Origin of the sequence: Flavobacterium sp. KACC 22761 (genome assembly GCF_034058155.1) — a bacterium.
Lineage (GTDB): Bacteria > Bacteroidota > Bacteroidia > Flavobacteriales > Flavobacteriaceae > Flavobacterium.
This window is the reverse complement of the sequence record NZ_CP139148.1, coordinates 1655741-1673660: the sequence shown is the minus strand read 5'-3', so window position 1 is coordinate 1673660 and position 17920 is coordinate 1655741. Positions and strand designations below refer to the sequence as shown.

General features: G+C 34.8%; 11 protein-coding genes. 7 read left to right on the top strand and 4 right to left on the bottom strand.

All coding sequences use genetic code 11. The features are described 5' to 3' along the window. Nucleotides 1-25 precede the first annotated feature (25 nt). A complete protein-coding gene (locus tag SCB73_RS07335; RefSeq protein WP_320569419.1) occupies nucleotides 26-3070 on the bottom strand; it encodes a SusC/RagA family TonB-linked outer membrane protein in 3045 nt (1014 codons plus the stop codon). A gap of 558 nt (nucleotides 3071-3628) precedes the next feature. Here SCB73_RS07335 and SCB73_RS07330 point away from each other — a divergent pair. Continuing rightward, complete coding sequence (locus SCB73_RS07330) at nucleotides 3629-4318, top strand: NUDIX hydrolase (protein WP_132988155.1); 690 nt, start codon at nucleotides 3629-3631, stop codon at nucleotides 4316-4318. 412 nt (nucleotides 4319-4730) lie between these two features. Here SCB73_RS07330 and fsa read toward each other — a convergent pair whose 3' ends face one another. The 3 genes from fsa to SCB73_RS07315 form a co-directional block, all read right to left on the bottom strand. Continuing rightward, nucleotides 4731-5387, bottom strand: coding sequence for a fructose-6-phosphate aldolase (gene fsa / locus SCB73_RS07325; RefSeq protein ID WP_320569418.1), 657 nt, complete (start codon nucleotides 5385-5387; stop codon nucleotides 4731-4733). Nucleotides 5388-5395: 8 nt separating this feature from the next. Beyond that, nucleotides 5396-7450, bottom strand: a complete 2055-nt coding sequence (locus SCB73_RS07320; protein WP_320569417.1) for a transketolase family protein — start codon at nucleotides 7448-7450, stop codon at nucleotides 5396-5398. A 383-nt stretch (nucleotides 7451-7833) separates the two neighbouring features. Then, nucleotides 7834-8832 carry a GntR family transcriptional regulator gene (locus tag SCB73_RS07315; RefSeq protein WP_320569416.1) on the bottom strand — a complete coding sequence of 333 codons (999 nt, stop codon included), beginning with the start codon at nucleotides 8830-8832 and terminating at the stop codon, nucleotides 7834-7836. 102 nt (nucleotides 8833-8934) lie between these two features. Between SCB73_RS07315 and SCB73_RS07310 the strand changes: the two genes are divergently transcribed. The 6 genes from SCB73_RS07310 (at nucleotide 8935) to SCB73_RS07285 (ending at nucleotide 17707) form a co-directional block, all read left to right on the top strand. Then, nucleotides 8935-9987, top strand: a complete 1053-nt coding sequence (locus SCB73_RS07310) for an aldose epimerase family protein (protein WP_320569415.1) — start codon at nucleotides 8935-8937, stop codon at nucleotides 9985-9987. A gap of 5 nt (nucleotides 9988-9992) precedes the next feature. Next, on the top strand, nucleotides 9993-11033 hold the full coding sequence (locus tag SCB73_RS07305; RefSeq protein WP_320569414.1) for a glycoside hydrolase family 53 protein: 1041 nt from the start codon (nucleotides 9993-9995) through the stop codon (nucleotides 11031-11033). Between the two features lie 143 nt (nucleotides 11034-11176). Then, entirely contained in the window at nucleotides 11177-13519 is a 2343-nt protein-coding gene (locus SCB73_RS07300) for a glycoside hydrolase family 2 protein (protein ID WP_320569413.1), read from the top strand. Then, on the top strand, nucleotides 13519-14679 hold the full coding sequence (gene galK, locus SCB73_RS07295) for a galactokinase (RefSeq protein ID WP_320569412.1): 1161 nt from the start codon (nucleotides 13519-13521) through the stop codon (nucleotides 14677-14679). The genes SCB73_RS07300 and galK overlap by 1 nt, the downstream gene beginning before the upstream one ends. Nucleotides 14680-14695: 16 nt before the next feature. Next, nucleotides 14696-15745, top strand: a complete 1050-nt coding sequence (locus SCB73_RS07290) for a UDP-glucose--hexose-1-phosphate uridylyltransferase (protein ID WP_320569411.1) — start codon at nucleotides 14696-14698, stop codon at nucleotides 15743-15745. Between the two features lie 276 nt (nucleotides 15746-16021). After that, complete coding sequence (locus tag SCB73_RS07285) at nucleotides 16022-17707, top strand: sodium/sugar symporter (RefSeq protein WP_320569410.1); 1686 nt, start codon at nucleotides 16022-16024, stop codon at nucleotides 17705-17707. The last annotated feature ends 213 nt before the right edge of the window (nucleotides 17708-17920 follow it).

Genomic DNA, 17920 nt, shown 5'->3' with positions numbered 1-17920 from the left:
ATTCGTTTTTAATGGTTAGGATAGATTAAAAAGTTACTTCAACACCCAAAGAAATTGTTCTTGGATTTGGGAATGATCCAGCATCATATCCTCTAGAAAATAATCCGTCATTGTAATTAAAATCTGGATCGTAACCTCTGTATTTGCTGATGATCCATAAGTTTTGACCATTCACATATACTTTCGCTCTCTGAATAAACAAATCTTTTGGCATCGGAATTGAATATCCAATTTCTAATGTCTGCAATTTGATATAATCACCACTTTCAATAAATCTATCAGAATCTCTTGCGTTTCCGTTTGGATCTCCAATAATTGGACGAGGAACGTTTGTATTTGTATTTGTTGGTGTCCAGTAATTCAATGCATCTACACTATGGTTTCCATATTGCTCTGTCATTAAATTACGATACAATCCGTTGAATACTTTGTTTCCTCCTGAACCTTGCCAGAACATAGAGAAATCCCAATTTTTATAATTTGCACCAAAGTTGATTCCGTAGCTGTATTTCGGAATTGAAACTCCCATGAACTTTCTATCAGCATCTGTAATCTGTCCATCGCCATTTAAATCAGCGAATTTAAGATCTCCAACACCTGCATTTGTTTGAGTTGGTGAAGAAGCTAAATCAGCCGCGCTTTGGAAAATTCCAGCAACTTGATAGGTATAAAGTTCTCCGATAGATCTTCCAACTTCTGTTTTTGAAGCGGCTCCATAAATTGGATTTCCGTCAAGACCAATTTGTAAAACCTCATTTTTCAAGGTTCCTAAGTTTGCCGAAATGTTGTATTTAAACTCGTGGTGATTGTTGTTGTATGTTGCTGTAAACTCAAAACCACTGTTTTTAACTGCTCCTGCATTTGTGGTAATACTTGCTGGGAATGCTCCAGTTGAATATGGCAATGGAACGCCAATCAATAAATCTGTTGATTTTTTCTGGTAGTACTCAGCTGTAATCTGTAAATCGTTATCTAAAAATCCAAGCTCAATCGCAACGTTTGAAGTAGCTGTTTTTTCCCAGTGAACATTCGGGTCAATAGCGCTTACAACTGTTGTTCCTGGTGCTAATTGGTTGTTAAAATCATATCCTGCAAAAGCATTGATTGTTGGTGAATAGGCATAAACACCAAGTGTGTTGTTTCCTAATTCTCCATAACCTCCTCTTAATTTGATGGTGTTAAACCAATCTGGTAAATGGATGAATTTTTCGTTGCTTAATTTCCAAGCTCCTGAGAAAGAGTAGAAATTTGCTGTATTGTTGTCTTCGCTAAAAAGTGATGTTTTATCTTGTCTGAAGTTTCCAGTAATGAAATAACGATCATCATAAGAATAATTCAAACGGCTTAAGTATGAAATATTTGTAAGTGTATTTTTGTATTCACCAGCGCTTGTAGCATCAGCATACTGAATTTGGCTGATTTCTCCTGGCGTGTATCCAACACCTCTTGACCAATGTCTGTAGTAATCATTTCTTTCTTGAATCCATCCTGCTAAAGCATCGATTTTGTGTTTGTTTAAAGTAATTTCGTAAGTCAATAAATTGTTTACGAAAGTTCTTTGTTGGTTTCCATTATCAACATCTAAAGACGCTTCGTCATTTGTTGTAATATAATACCATCCTAAATCACTTGGCGGAATGAATTTTCTGTTTTGAAAATCTAGTCTATCGTAACTTAAATCTAATTTATATTTTAAGCCTTTGATGATTTCAAGTTCTCCCCAAATATCTCCAATAAAACGGCTTCTTTGTCCATTATTCGTAATCAAATTATTGTAACCGATCACGTTCATCGAGATTGCTCTTTGAGTCAAGTTGTCAGTTCCACCGTATCCTCCAAGTCTGTTTGGATCGTAAACTGGCATTGTTGGAACAGCTCCTAACAAATCAACAATTGCAGATTCTCCGCCGTTGTATTCATTAAAGTTTTCTTTACCAGATTTTGTATATCCAATTTTTGAACCGTATTTGAATTTTCCTTTTTTACCATATAAATTCAAATTCATAGAATATCTCTCGTAATCCTGAGGCGAATTCAAATAACTTGTGTTTTTGAAATAATCTGTATTTAAGTTATAGCCTAAAGTTTCAGCTCCACCGCTAAAAGTAAGCGAGTGATTTTGAACAAGACCGGTTTTAAAAGCTTCTTTTTGCCAATTTGTATCTACATTTTTAATGTATGAAGGGCTATTAGGATCATTTCCTGGCGCAATTCCTAATCCAGCATTTTGTTCAGCAGCCGATGTGATTTTTTGATATCCTACACGATCCGTCACATCCCATGTTTTAGCTACGTTTTGAAAACCAACAAGCGATTTGTATTTAATGTCCAGTTTGCCGCTTTTTCCTTTTTTAGTTGTAATGATCACAACCCCATTTGCTCCTTGAACTCCATAAATAGCCGCCGCAGACGCATCTTTTAAAACCTGCATCGATTCAATATCTCCCGGCGCAAAATCGTTAGGGCTTGCCACAATCATACCATCAATAACAAAAAGAGGGTTGTTGTTTGTGAATGAGTTGATACCTCTAATTTTCACATTTACAAATCCGCCTGGTTCTCCAGATGATTGTACTGTTACACCGGCAACTTGACCTTGAAGCATTTTTGCTGGATCATAGGTTACAGTTTTTTTCGCTGCTTCCATATCAACTACACCAATCGAACCGGTAAGATCACCTTTCTTTTGAGTACCGTAACCTACAACGACTACCTCATTAAGTTTGTTGGTATCTTCTCCTAATTCAAGATCAAGTTTTGATTGATTTCCCACTGTGATTTCTTTATTTTGAAATCCTATAAATGAAAAAACTAAAACATCATTTGGAGATGCTTTAATCGAATACTCTCCATCAAAACCGGTTGTGGTAACGGTTTTGGTTCCTTTTATCATAATATTAACACCCGGCAAAGGCAATTTGTCCTGAGCCGAGGTAACAACTCCGCTAATCGTTTTGCCTTGAGCCGACATTTGATTAACAGAGAAAAGCAGCATTACTAATGCTAAAATCCATTCTTTTTTTGGCAATAAAAAATTGCAATAAAAAAATAATCGTTGGTTTGTTATCATAAGGTTTAATTAAGTTGGTTAGTGTATAATTATAAGTGTTAATTTTACATTTGTAAATTTAAACAAAAAAAAACCTCAAAAACAAATTAATATCATAAAAAAATGGCGTAAAAAAAATACATATCATAAATTAAGTGTAAAATACACATTAATAAATCGGTGTTTTTTTCAAAAAAAAGGCCTTTTTTGAAAGTTATTTGTGTAAAATCTACACTTTTTATCAAAAAGCCTCTTTTTAAGCAAAAAATTGGCTTTTGAAAAAAAATTTAGAAATAGGCTGTTTTAGAATAATTTGACGGTCAAAAAGATTGTATTTGTAAATAAAATCCTGTTTTCAGGGTAGATTTTTTATATAAAACTGCTTTTATTTCAAAAAAAAGAGTTTATTTTTGTTGCGAAAACGTTTGAAAACGACAAAACAAGCGTCAGATTTAGAATTCGTCTCCGTTTTTTTTAGCTTCTTTTTTTGATAATTTTTAATTTTAAGTGTAAAATCTACATTAATAAATTATGAAACCTATTAGGAAGTTTATATATTTACAATCAAAATATTGATTTATGCTAAACAGTTATAGCTCTGCCGATAAAGCATTATTAGCAGTAGATTGTATCATTTTTGGTTTCGACAATCAAGGATTAAAAATACTTTTGATTAAAAGGGACTTTGAGCCAGAAAAGGGCAAATGGTCTTTGATTGGAGGATTTTTGAAACGTGACGAAGTACTAGACAATGCCGCGATTAGAATTTTAAATACATATACAGGTTTAAACGACATTTACATGGAGCAGCTTTATGCCTACTCTGAAATTGATCGTGATCCTGTTGAAAGAACTATTTCAGTTTCTTATTATGCTTTGATTAATATCGAAAATCATAATGCAGAACTGATCAAAAATTACCATGCACAATGGTTTAGTATTACCGATGCGCCAAACTTGATTTTTGACCACAACGAAATGGTAGAACACGCCATCAGAAGATTGCGTTACAGAACTTCGATAAAACCAATTGGATTCGAATTGCTTCCTGAAAAATTCACCATGCGTCAGTTATTAGAATTGTATGAAGCTATTTTGAGCAAAGAATTGGACAAACGAAACTTTATCAGCAAAATCAACTCACTGGGGATTCTGAATAAACTAGATGAAAAAGATATGGGCTCTTCTCGAAAAGGTTCTTATCTATACACCTTCAATAAAGAAAAATATGAAGAAAAATTACTCAACGATTTTGTATTGAACCTTTAAAAAAGTTTAGCCACAGATTTCACAGATTAACACAGATTTTTATCTAGACATTTATATAAAAGAAGCCTTGAAAAGAATAAATTTTCAGGGCTTTTTATTTAGAATCTCCCGCAGATCTGGCAGATTCAAGGGATTTTTTTCTGCTAAATCTGCTAGATCTGCGGGAAACTCACTCAAAAAAAACGTGTGAATCCATGTAATCCGCAAAATCTTTGGGCAATAAAAAACAAAACCCTGAAAGCCACAATCTTTCAGGGTTTTTACTTCAATAAAACTACTATTAAAAAACTAAACAAATTTTCCTTTTAAAATTGCCCGCAGATTACACTGATTAAACAGATTACCACAGATTAGTTTTTATAGAAAAACCGTGAAAACCTGTTTCATCCGCAAAACCCGTGGGCCATAAAAATTAGCTATTCCCTTTTTGGTAATCTGCTAAAAACTGTGCTAAACCAATATCTGTCAACGGATGTTTCAACAAACCTTCAATCGCGCTTAATGGTCCAGTAATAACATCTGACCCAATTTTTGCGCAATTGATAATGTGCATTACGTTGCGAACTGAAGCCGCAAGAATCTGAGTTTCAAATCCAAAATTGTCATAAATCAATCTGATTTCTTCAATCAAATTCATTCCGTCAGTCGAAACATCGTCCAAACGCCCAATAAACGGCGAAACATAAGTTGCTCCCGCTTTTGCCGCCAATAATGCCTGGCCAGATGAAAAGACCAAAGTACAATTGGTTCTGATTCCTTTATTCGAAAAATATTTGATTGCTTTTACACCATCTTTTATCATCGGAATTTTCACTACAATCTGCGGATGCAATGCCGCTAATTTTTCGCCTTCGGCAATCATTCCTTCAAAATCGGTCGAAATTACCTCAGCGCTTACATCTCCATCTACTAATTCGCAAATTTTCACATAATGATCTAAAATGTTTTGAGCTCCCGTAATTCCTTCTTTTGCCATCAACGAAGGATTTGTGGTTACACCATCTAAAACCCCTAAATCATTGGCTTCCTTAATATCTTTTAAATTTGCTGTGTCTATAAAAAACTTCATTTTGACTTTTATTTTGCTACGTTATAATTATTTTCTTTTAAATATTTCATAATTTCCTCACCTGCGTTTTTGCTTGTAAATCCGAATTTTTGATCCAAAACTGAAGCTGGCGCCGAGTATCCAAAATGTTCTAATCCAAAAACTTTTCCGTTTCTTCCCGCAAGATTTTCCAGATTTACAGGAAGTCCCGCCGTAAGGCCAAATACCAATCCATCATTCGGAATTATACTTTCTTGATATTGTTTTGACTGTGATCTAAAAAGTCCTTCAGAAATAATTGAGGCAACATTTATTTTTATGCTGATCGTTTGTTCCAATTCCTTCGCGGCTTCAATAAGTGTTGCTACTTCAGAACCATTCGCAATTAAAGTAATATCTGGGTTTGATACTGATTTTACCAAATAACCACCTTTTTGCGCTTGCAAGGCATCTTCAAATCTTGAATTTCCATTTGTTGGAAGATCCTTAATATCTTGTCTGGATAGAATAAGTCCAGTTGGTGTTTTCTTATTTTCAAGTGCCATTTGCCAAGCCACTGAAGTTTCGACAGCATCTGCAGGGCGCAATGCCACAAAACTTTGATCACCAGAATGGTTTTTGATTTTTTCCAATAATCTAATCTGCGCTTCCTGCTCAATTGGCTGATGCGTTGGTCCGTCTTCGCCTACGCGGAAAGAATCGTGCGTCCAGACATATTTTACCGGAAGTTCCTGAATGGCAGACAAACGAATTGCCGGTTTCATATAATCTGAGAAAACAAAAAATGTAGCCACAACCGGAATGACACCGCCATGCAACGCAATTCCGTTTGCGATTGCTGCCATTGTCAGCTCTGCAACTCCAGCTTGCAAAAATCCTCCACTGAAATCATCTCTTTTTAAAACCGAAGATTTTTTCAAGAAGCCATCTGTTTTATCACTGTTCGATAAATCTGCAGAAGACACAATCATATTTTCTAGATTTTCAGCCAAATATCCTAAAACTGCGGCCGAAGCATCACGTGTTGCTGCATTTGCTTTTTGAGCAATTGAAGCAAAATCTAAATTTGGCAAATCGCCATTGAAGAAGTTTTTGATTTTTTGAGCTAATTCAGGATTTTGATTTTCCCAAACAGAAAATGTCGCTTTACTTTCAGCTGCTTTTGCTGTTTTGTTTGCTAAGACATTTTTATAAAAATCGGCAACATCTTGGTAAACTGCAAAAGCATCTTCTGGATTTGCGCCAAGATTTAAAAGAGTTTTTTCAAAATTTGCTTTTGTTCCGCTAATTGGTTTTCCATGCAATTCACATTGTCCTTCATACATTGTTCCGTCGGCGGTAACACAACCTTTACCCATTATTGTTCTTCCAATAATCAAAGTTGGTTTTTCTGTTTCAGCGTTTGCTGCATCAAGCGCCGAACGTATTTCATCATGATTATGGCCGTCAATCGTAATAACTTTCCAACCCCATGATTCATATTTCATTGCTGTATTTTCGTTTGTAACCTCATCTGTCATAGACGATAGTTGTACATCATTGGAATCATAAAACATAATGAAATTGTTCAATCCCAAATGTCCCGCAATTCGACCGGCTCCTTGCGAAATTTCTTCCTGAACTCCGCCATCGGTAATAAACCCGTAAATTTTGTGATCAAATAAATTATCAAATCTTGCCGATAAAAATTTAGCCGCAATTGCTGCTCCAACACCCATTGCATGTCCTTGTCCTAATGGTCCAGAAGTATTTTCGATTCCTCTTTTTACATCAATTTCGGGATGTCCTGGCGTAACAGATCCCCATTGTCTGAAATTCTCTAAATCGGTTTTTTCAAAATTTCCGAGTAAATGATATTGTGCATACATCAAAGCTGAAAGATGTCCTGCATCCATAAAAAAGCGGTCTCTAAAAATCCAATGCATGTCGCTTGGATCGTATTTCAAATATTCCGTGTATAAAATATGCATGAAATCTGCTCCGCCCATCGCTCCTCCCGGATGTCCCGATTTTGCTTTCTCCACCATTGAAATAGCTAAAGCTCTTATATTATCTGCTGCTAATTGATCTATTTTCTTGTTCATTTTTTAATTGTTAATTTGATAATCGTATGGTTAGATAATTGTGGTTTTTTAATCATTTTCATTGAATATCAGACATAAATACTTCTGATAAAATAAAACAAATAATAAGTGTAAAATTTACATTTACAAATGTATGCAAAATAATTCCACAAAAACAAAAAAATTGTTTCCTTATTTTTTTAATTAAAAAAATGATGATTTCATAAGCAAAAAGAAAATTGCTTACGATAAAAACATAGAACGGATGAAATTATCTATTTGAAAAATTAATTTCAAAGACATAGCCAAGAATTATTTCTATGTTTGTTTATGTAGGTGAAACGCCTTTTTAAGCAAACAAAAGCTATGTTTCTATGTGTTTAAATAATTGTAAACAAAGGCTTTTACAACGAATTACGCATAATCAAAGACGATTTATTTTCGATCTGTTCTTTTTTTCCTTTCAAAACCATTTCGGCCAAAATTTTCCCCATGGTTTCAAAATGAGTCGAAATGGTCGTAATTCCGTTTGCTACGATTTTTTTCAACCGCGTTTCGTTATAAGAAATAATCCCAAAATCAATTCCTAATTTCAAATTCTGATTTCGTGCATTTTCAATTACATGAACTAATTCACGATCGGTCGGGATAATATAAACGTCGCCAACAGCAATTTTTCGGTCTGTAAATTCGCTTATAATTTCATATTCAAAATTGTATTCAGAACAAAAGGCTTCAAAACCCAATTTCATACCAAGCGGTTCTCGAAATCCGGGGAAAATTAAAATCAGTTTTTTATAGTTTTTCAATCTTCCTTTAGCGTTATACAAACCTTCAAAAATATCTTTCTGGTGATTTTGATAAATTGCCGGATACGCTCTCAAATCGGGATTTGTCTGATCCAGTATAATAACATCGCCTACTGGTAGGGTTTTTATTGAAGGAGCCGTATCGAGCAAATTTGTTGGCATAATAATATATTTCGTGTAATTGCCATTGCTGTCATTAATGAGCTTTTGAAAAACCTGAATATTGAAATGATGAAAGAAAATATCAACCTGCACATTTTTTCCGATATGCTGTAAAAACGAATTATAAATGTCTTCTTTGAAAATATTCAATTCATCAAAAAGTAAAAAAACCTTCTGTTTTATAGTGGTTTCAACGCTTTTCACATAATAGCCTTTGCCCGGAATGGCATAAATAATTCCTCTTTTTTTTAAGTCATCATAAGCCAACAAAACCGTATCGCGTGACAACGAAAAAGCCAGACAAACTTTATTTACTGATGGAAGTCTATCACCTTTTACTAATTTTTCTTCATCAATCGCTTTTTCAATTGAAAGAATTATCTGCTTATATTTTGGCAAACCAATGTTATTCTGAATTGAAATAATATTCATAGAAATTGAAATTTTGGCGCAATATACAAAAAACTGGTAGGTACTGGTATGTAAAAGAAAGAAATGTTTCTAATTTTGAATTTCACTTTTGTCAAAAATAACATGGAAATAAAACATATATCGCATTTTCAAGATGCATCTGCTTTTAAATCATTTGGTTTAACGCCTGATAACGAAGAAATTCTCTCTTTTGAATTATCAAACAAAAACGGAATGAAAGTGCAGTTAATCAATTACGGAGCAACTGTAACTTCACTGCAAATTCCTGTTGATGGAAAACTGGTAGATGTCGTTTTGGGTTTTGATACATTAGAATCTTATATCGCTTCATACAATTTGCCAAGCGCGCCCTATTTTGGCACAACAGTAGGCCGTTATGCAGGAAGAATCAATAAAGGGATGTTTTCTTTAAATGGAAAAACATTTCAGTTAGCAGGAAATAATAACGGAAATGCTTTGCACGGAGGAAACATCGGATTTGGAAAAAAAGCATGGAATGTTTCTGATATCACTTCTGGCGAAAATCCGTCGATTACTTTTAGTCTTTTAAGTGAAAATTTGGACCAAAATTATCCGGGCGCTTTGCATGTTGATTTAAAATATACTTTGACAGAAGCAAATGAATTGCAACTAGAATACAAAGCGACGACAACTGAAGATACAATTATCAATTTAACACATCATAGTTATTTCAATTTAAATGGTCAGGATTCGACTGTTTTGGATCAGGAAATGACTATTGTTTCGGATCAATTTTTAGAAACAAATTCAGAGAATATTCCAACCGGAAAATTCACCGCAGTTTCTGGTCATGATTTCGATTTCAGAACCGCAAAAAACTGTCCGGCATCAATTGACAATTCATTTGTAATTGAACCTTCAAATGATGTTGTGGCGACATTATACAGTCCGAAGACAAAATTAAAAATGAGTGTTTATACCGATCAGCCAAGCGTTCATATATATGTTGGCGGAAATTGCTTTGACACTTTGAAAGGGAAAGAAAATGCAAATTATCACCCTTCAAGCGGTATTTGTTTTGAAACTCAAAATTTTCCTGACGCACCAAATCAAGAACATTTCCCAAATTCAATTTTGAAAAAAGGAGAGGAATACCGCCAAAAAACAGTTTACAAATTTGAAAATGCAAAATAAGATTTATGAAGAAGATCAAATTATTAGTTAGCCTTATTGCTCTTGCTGTTTTTGCTTCGTGCACGACAACAAAAGACAGCAAGGAAACAAAACCGGAAGAAAAAGGTTTTGCAAAAGGCGCCGATGTTGGCTGGCTACCGCAGATGGAAGCAACAGGCTATAAATTTTATGACACCGATGGAAAAGAAAAAGATTGTCTGCAATTATTGAAAGACAGAGGAATCAACACCATTCGCCTTCGCGTTTGGGTAAACCCGAATAACGATAAAGCAAGCGGGCATTGCAGTCCCGAAGAAACAGTTGTCATGGCAGTTCGTGCTCAAAAAATGGGAATGCGTATCATGATCGACTTTCATTACAGCGATTCGTGGGCAGATCCTGGAAAACAAAACAAACCTGCCGCTTGGGCAAAACATTCATTTGCTGAACTTTTGAATGATGTTTACAATCACACTTATCACGTTTTGAGTTTATTGAAAAAAGCCGGCGTTACTCCAGAATGGGTTCAGGTTGGAAATGAGATTCCGGGCGGCATGCTTTGGCCGGAAGGAAGTTCTGATAATTTTGGGCAATTGGCACAATTGCTTAACAAAGGATACGATGCCACAAAAGCGATCGATTCAAAAATAAAAGTGGTAGTTCATCTTGATGAAGGAAACAAAAGCGAAAAATTCAGATGGTTTTTTGACAAAGCAACTGAAAATCATGTAAAATATGATGTAATCGGAATGTCATATTATCCATATTGGATCAAAACCGATTACAAAAGCACCATTTTAGACCTAGAGAATAATTTAAAAGATATGGCTTCAAGATACAATAAAGAAGTCATGGTTGTCGAAGTTGGAGGCGATTATACTTTGGTTCAAAACACAAAAGAGCTTCTTGAAGCGACTATAAAAGCAGTAAAAAGCGTTCCAAATAATAAAGGTTTGGGCGTGATTTACTGGGAACCAGAAGGCGAAAAAAGCTGGAGCGGTTATCAATTAAGCGCTTGGCTTTCTGAGGGAAAACCTTCACCGGCGTTGGATGCTTTTAAGAATTAAGTAATTCAAGACAATTAAATTTTTAACACAACGCATATTGTAGAGACGCACCGCAGTGCGTCTACGCGACGAATATCCACAATACGTTAGACGCACTGCTGTGCGCCTCTACGGAATATTGGAACGATAATAAAAGACAGAAAATGAAATTAATTTTTAAATCAATATTCTTCTTATTTCTGCTGAATTTTTCTTTCGGAAAAGTTCAGGCGCAGTCACGCACAAAAGTAAATTTTGGCGCCGATTGGGAATTCAAAAGAGAAGAAACCCCAGCTCAGGATTGGGAAAAAGTTACGATTCCGCATACGGCAAGACTGGAAAAATTAGTTGTAATTAAACAATTTCAAGGAACTTCTTGGTATCAGAAAAAATTCAAAACTACTATTTCAAAAGATCAAAAAGCCTTTATCTATTTTGAAGGCGTAATGCAGGAAGCAGATGTTTGGATTAACGACAAAAAAGTTGCCAATCACAAAGGCGGATATTTGCCTTTTACGGTTGATGTTACGCCGTATTTGAATGCCAATAATGAAAACATAATTAAAGTAAAAGTCAACAACGAAGACAATCCGAACTTTCTTCCGGGAAAACCAATTAAGGATTTAGACTTTAATTATTATGGCGGAATTTACAGAAATGTTTATTTTATCACGACTTCGAAACTACATATTACCGATGCTGTAAATGCTAATAAAATAGCAAGTGGCGGAATTTATGCAAATTTTAAGAATATCAGCAAAAATCAGGCTTCGGGAACGGTTCAGGTTCATTTGAAAAATGAATTTGAATCAGATAGAACAGCTTCTTTGAAATTTATCTTAACGGATAATTCGGGTAAAAAAGCAGAATTTAAATCAGAGAATTTCACTGTAAAATCTAATTCTGATTATACGCTGACTCAAAAAATTTCGGTTGCAAATCCAAAACTTTGGTCAACTTCTAATCCGAATTTATACAAATTAGAAGTTCAGGTTCTTTCGAATAATAAAATTATTGATTCTTATTCAGAGAAAATCGGAATCAGAAAATCAGAAATAAAAGCCGATGGTTATTATTTGAATGACGAAAAAATTTACATCACTGGAACAAACGAACATCAAGAATATCCATATTTAGGTTACGCACTTTCTGATGAAGCGCAGTATCGCGATGCGGTGAAAATTAAAAATGCAGGTTTTGATTTTGTGCGCATGTCGCATTATCCGCATGCCGAAGCTTTCTTTAATGCTTGCGACGAATTGGGAATTTTGGTGATGAACAGTTTAACCGGCTGGCAGTTTTTTGGGGGAGAAGAATTCCAAAAAAACGCCTATCAAGACATTCGCGATATGGCGAGAAGAGACAGAAATCACCCGAGTATTATTTTTTGGGAAGCGTCGTTGAACGAAACAGAAATGTCTGCAGCTTTTATGAAAGAAGCGACAAAAACGTTGAAAGAAGAATTGGCTTTTGATTCTAATTACAGTGCAAGCTGGATCGACAACGATAATTACGACATCTTTATTCCGGCGCGCCAACACGCAAAAGCCCCAGATTATTGGACAAAATACAGCAAAGGAAACCGTAAAATTTTCATCGCCGAATATGGTGATTGGGAATATTATGCTCAAAATGCAGGTTTCAACCAAACGGAATTTGCGAATTTAAAAGAAGAAGAAAGAACGTCAAGACAGTTGCGCGCTGCGGGCGAAAAAAGACTTTTGCAGCAAGCTTACAATTTTCAGGAAGCTTCAAACTCTAACCGAAAAGGCGCAAATACTATTGGTGAAGCCAACTGGTTAATGTTTGATTACAATCGTGGCTACAGTCCAGATATTGAAAGTTCTGGAATCAGCGATATTTTCAGAATTCCGAAGTTTGCTTATTATTTCTACCAAAGTCAACGCGATGCGAATGTGGTTTTGGATAAAAAAGTAGCGTTTGGACCAATGGTTTCTATTGCCAATTTCTGGACTCCAGAATCGCCATTAAATGTTACCGTATATAGCAATTGCGATGAAGTGGCTTTGTATGTAAATGACATTTTAATTGCCAAAGAAAAACCAACTGTAAACAGCAACAGCGACAAACTGGAACACGCGCCATTTATTTTCAAAGTAAGCGCATTTCAAGCGGGAACTTTACGTGCTGAAGGATTTATCGGCGGAAAAAAAGTGGCTTCAAATAGCGTAAAAACTCCAGGAAAAGCTTCGAAAATAGAATTGAACTATGATCTTTCTTCGGTAAGAATCAATCCTAATTTTCCGGATATGGTTTTTGTTTATGCAAAAATTACGGACGTAAACGGAACAGTCATTCCGACTGCAACAAACGAAGTAACTTTTTCTTTAAGCGAAGGAAATGCAGAAATAATTGGACAAAATCCTGTTCAGGCCGAAGCCGGAATTGCAACGATTATTCTTAAAACAAAAGATCTGAAAAAGAAAATTGTTCTAAAAGCAACATCAAATAATTTACAAGAAACTACTATTACAATTACCAAATAATGAATGAGATTTTAATACAAAACACCACAGCATTTTTTGAGAAATCCTTTGGGTCTGCTCCTCAAAAAATTGTACTTTCTCCAGGAAGAATCAATATCATTGGAGAACATATTGATTATAATGACGGTTACGTTTTGCCAGCCGCAATTGACAAAGTAATTTGTTTTGCTTTTGAGAAAAACAACACCAAAAAATCGAAAGTAATTGCAATTGATTTAAATGAAGAATTTGAAATCGATTTGACTGAAAAAGTTGAATTGAATGATGCTGTTTGGACCAATTATATTCGCGGCGTTATCAAACAGCTTCAGGATAATGGTTTTGCTTTTGAAGGTTTCAACTGTGTTTTTAGCAGCAATATTCCGGTTGGATCTGGATTATCTTCTTCGGCGGCTTTAGAATGTGGAATGATTTTCGGAATTGCATCACTTTTTGATTTAAAAATTGAAAAGAAAGACATAGCATTATTAGGACAAAAAGCAGAACACTGGGTTGGGATCAACTGCGGTATTATGGATCAGTTTTCAAGCGTTCATGGTCTTGACAACAAAGTAATCAAATTAGACTGCAACACCTTGGAATTTGAATATCACAATGCCGATTTCAAAGATTATTCTTTGATTTTGATGGACAGCAATGTGAAACATTCTCTTTTTACATCTGAATATAATACCCGAAGAATTGAGTGTGAACAAGGTCTAACAATTATAAAAAATAATTTTCCAGAAATAAAAACTTTTAGAGACTGCAAAGAAGAACAACTTTTGAGTATTCAAGATCAGTTTGATCCAACAGTTTTTAAAAGAGTGCATTTTGTGGTAAAAGAAATCAACCGCGTAATCAAAGCTTGTGAAGCGCTTGATAAAGGAAATATAGAACTTTTAGGGCAACTGCTTTTTGAAACACATTATGGATTATCTCAAGAATATGCTGTGAGCTGCGAAGAGCTTGATATGCTTGTAGATACTGCAAAAGCTGATGATGCAATTGTTGGTTCTCGTTTAATGGGAGGCGGTTTTGGCGGATGCACCATAAATTTAATTAAAAAAGGTCACGAAAATGAGGTAAAAAGTAAGTTTTCAAATCTTTATTTAGATACATTTGGAATTGAATTAAAATTCTATGATGTAAAAATCTCAAACGGAACACAACTACTTTAATACCACAACACATTACATGAAAAATTTTGACATTAACGAAGATCCTCACAGACGTTTTAACCCTTTAATCAATGAGTGGGTTTTAGTTTCACCTCACCGCGCAAAACGCCCTTGGCAGGGACAAAACGAAACTATTGCTACTGAAGCTTTGCCAAAATACGACCCAACTTGTTATTTATGCCCAGGAAATGTTCGTGCCAACGGAATGAACAATCCGAAATATGAAAGTAGTTTTGTTTTTGAAAATGATTTTGCTGCGATGAAACAAGACGAAATTATTTTTGAAGAAGATATTAAACACACTTTCTTTAAAGCAAAACCAGAGCAAGGAATTTCAAGAGTAGTTTGTTTTTCGCCTAGACACGATCTGACATTGCCAGAAATGGAAATTGACGGAATTGAAAATATCATCAGAACTTGGCAAAAAGAATATACCGATTTAGGAAGCATCAAATATATCAATCACGTTCAAATTTTTGAAAATAAAGGAAGTGTAATGGGGTGTTCTAACCCGCATCCGCATGGACAAATTTGGGCGCAATCCTCATTGCCAACACAAGTTGAAAAAACACAAAACAGCTTAAAAGCTTATTTCGACAAAAACCAAAGAACGCTTCTTGAAGATTATCTTCAGGCAGAATTAAAATCAGGCGATCGTATTGTAATCGAGAACGATCATTTTGTGGCATTAGTTCCATTTTGGGCAATTTGGCCTTACGAAACCATGATTTTAAGTAAAAGAGCTTTCGGAAAAATCACTGATTTTACTTCAGAAGAAACGACTGCTTTTGCCAAAATCTTAAAACAGCTTACAACAAAATACGATAACTTATTCAGTACTTCTTTCCCATATTCATCAGGAATTCACCAAACGCCGACAGACGGATTGAAACATCCTGAATGGCATTTCCACATGCATTTTTATCCACCATTGTTAAGATCAGCGACGGTTAAAAAATTCATGGTTGGTTATGAAATGATGGGAGAATCACAAAGAGATATCACTCCTGAAAAAAGTGCCGAGATTTTAAGACAGCAATCAGATGTGCATTATAAAAGTCTTTAAAACTAAGACAAAATCAACTGGTTTTTAAAATTTAACATAATAAATCGATTATAAATGTAAAAAACACATTTGTAAATGGTGTAGATATGGAATTTTATTATACTTTTGGCTTTCGTTCTTATTTTCATAAAAAAATAACAGAATAAAAACGGATATCTTAGTTTTAATAAGATAAAAACAACAAAAAAACAGGTTTCAGAAATTATAATTAAAATGAATTCATAAAACCACTTTACAAACAATCACCTATACTAATTTTTTAAAATACTATTAACAATGAACCAGAACCTCGCTTTCGCCGATTATGCGGTTTTTATTATTTATTTCATCGTAGTCTCTGTCTACGGTTACAGTGTTTACCGCAAACGTAAACAAGACGAACATGATGCTAAAGCTTACTTCTTGGCTGAAGGAAACTTAACTTGGTGGGCTATTGGAGCGTCATTAATTGCTTCAAACATTTCAGCTGAACAATTCATCGGGATGAGCGGTGAAGGTTTCTTTTTAGGAATCGCTGTTGCTGCATACGAATGGCTTGCTGCTGTGGCCTTAATTATAGTAGCCGTTTGGTTTATTCCCGTATATCTTAAAAATAAGATTTACACAATGCCTCAATTCTTAAAAACACGTTACAACGAATCTACTGCTTTGATTATGGCGGTTTTCTGGTTGTTTTTGTATGTTTTTGTAAACTTGACTTCTATCCTTTATTTAGGAGCTGTTGCTATTAATGGTCTTGCTGGTGGTGAATATCTGCACGTCATTATGATCGGATTGGCGGTATTTGCTTTGTTCATTTCGTTAGGAGGAATGAAAGTTGTGGCTTATACTGACGTTATTCAGGTTGCGGTTTTAATCATTGGTGGTTTAGTAACTTCATATATTGCATTAACAACTGTTGGACAATATTTTGGCGTTGGAGAAAATGCGATTGCCGGTTTCAAAGTCTTGATGAAAGAAGCTCCTGAGCATTTCAAAATGATTATTCCAAGACCAACTGCCACTTCATCTCAACTTGAAATTGACAAATATTTGACTTTCCCAGGATTATTATCTTACGCTGCTGGTATTTGGATCATCAACTTAAACTACTGGGGTTGTAACCAATATATTACGCAAAGAGCATTAGGCGCTGATTTGCAAACGGCTCGTACAGGTATTTTATTTGCTGGTATGTTAAAATTATTAATGCCACTTATCGTAATGTTGCCAGGTATTGCGGCTTACGTTTTATACCAAAACGGACATTTACCACAATTAGTTGGAGGAAAAGATGGAGCTTATTCTGCAATCTTGACATTCTTGCCAACAGGTTTAAAAGGACTTTCTGTAGCTGCTTTGACTGCTGCAATCGTTGCTTCGTTAGCAGGTAAAGTAAACAGTATTTCGACTATCTATACATTAGACGTTCATAAAAAATACATCCAAAAAGAAGCGGGTGAAAAACAACAAGTAAACATTGGTAGAATTGCTGTTTTTGCTGCAATGTTATTAGCTGTTTTATTTACATGGAATGACCTTCTTGGAATTGGAGGAGTTGGAGGATTTACTTACATCCAAAAATACACAGGATTTATTAGCCCTGGAGTTTTCGCCATGTTCTTCCTTGGTATGTTCTGGAAAAGAACAACTGGTACTGCTGCAATTGTTGGGGTAATTTTAGGATTCTTATTGTCTGTATTATTCAACGAATATGCGCCAATGTTATTCGGAAACGACACATTATTATATACAGCATACGCTAACGGAAAAGGAGCTTTTGAAATTCCTTTCCACATTTGTATGGGATTATCATTCTTCTTTACAATGTTAGCAATGATCGGAATCAGTTTTGCTGGACCAAAAGTAAATCCAAAAGCGTTTGAAATTGACTCTGAAATGTTTAAAGTAAAACCACAAACTACAGTTTTAATCGTAATTACATTATTGATTATTGTTGCACTGTACGTTAAATTCTGGTAGTATAATTTTTTACTATATTATTTTTTGAAGATTAAAAAGGCTGCTCGATGATTGAGCAGCCTTTTTTATAGAATAATTTTTTTTCAACATTTTGTCAAAACATAGCCAATGGTTTCAACCATTGGGACGCATTGGATATAAATTCGATTCGTTTTCAACAAGGTTGAAACATCTAGTTGTTCAATCTCAAGAAATTTAAACATTAAGACATAA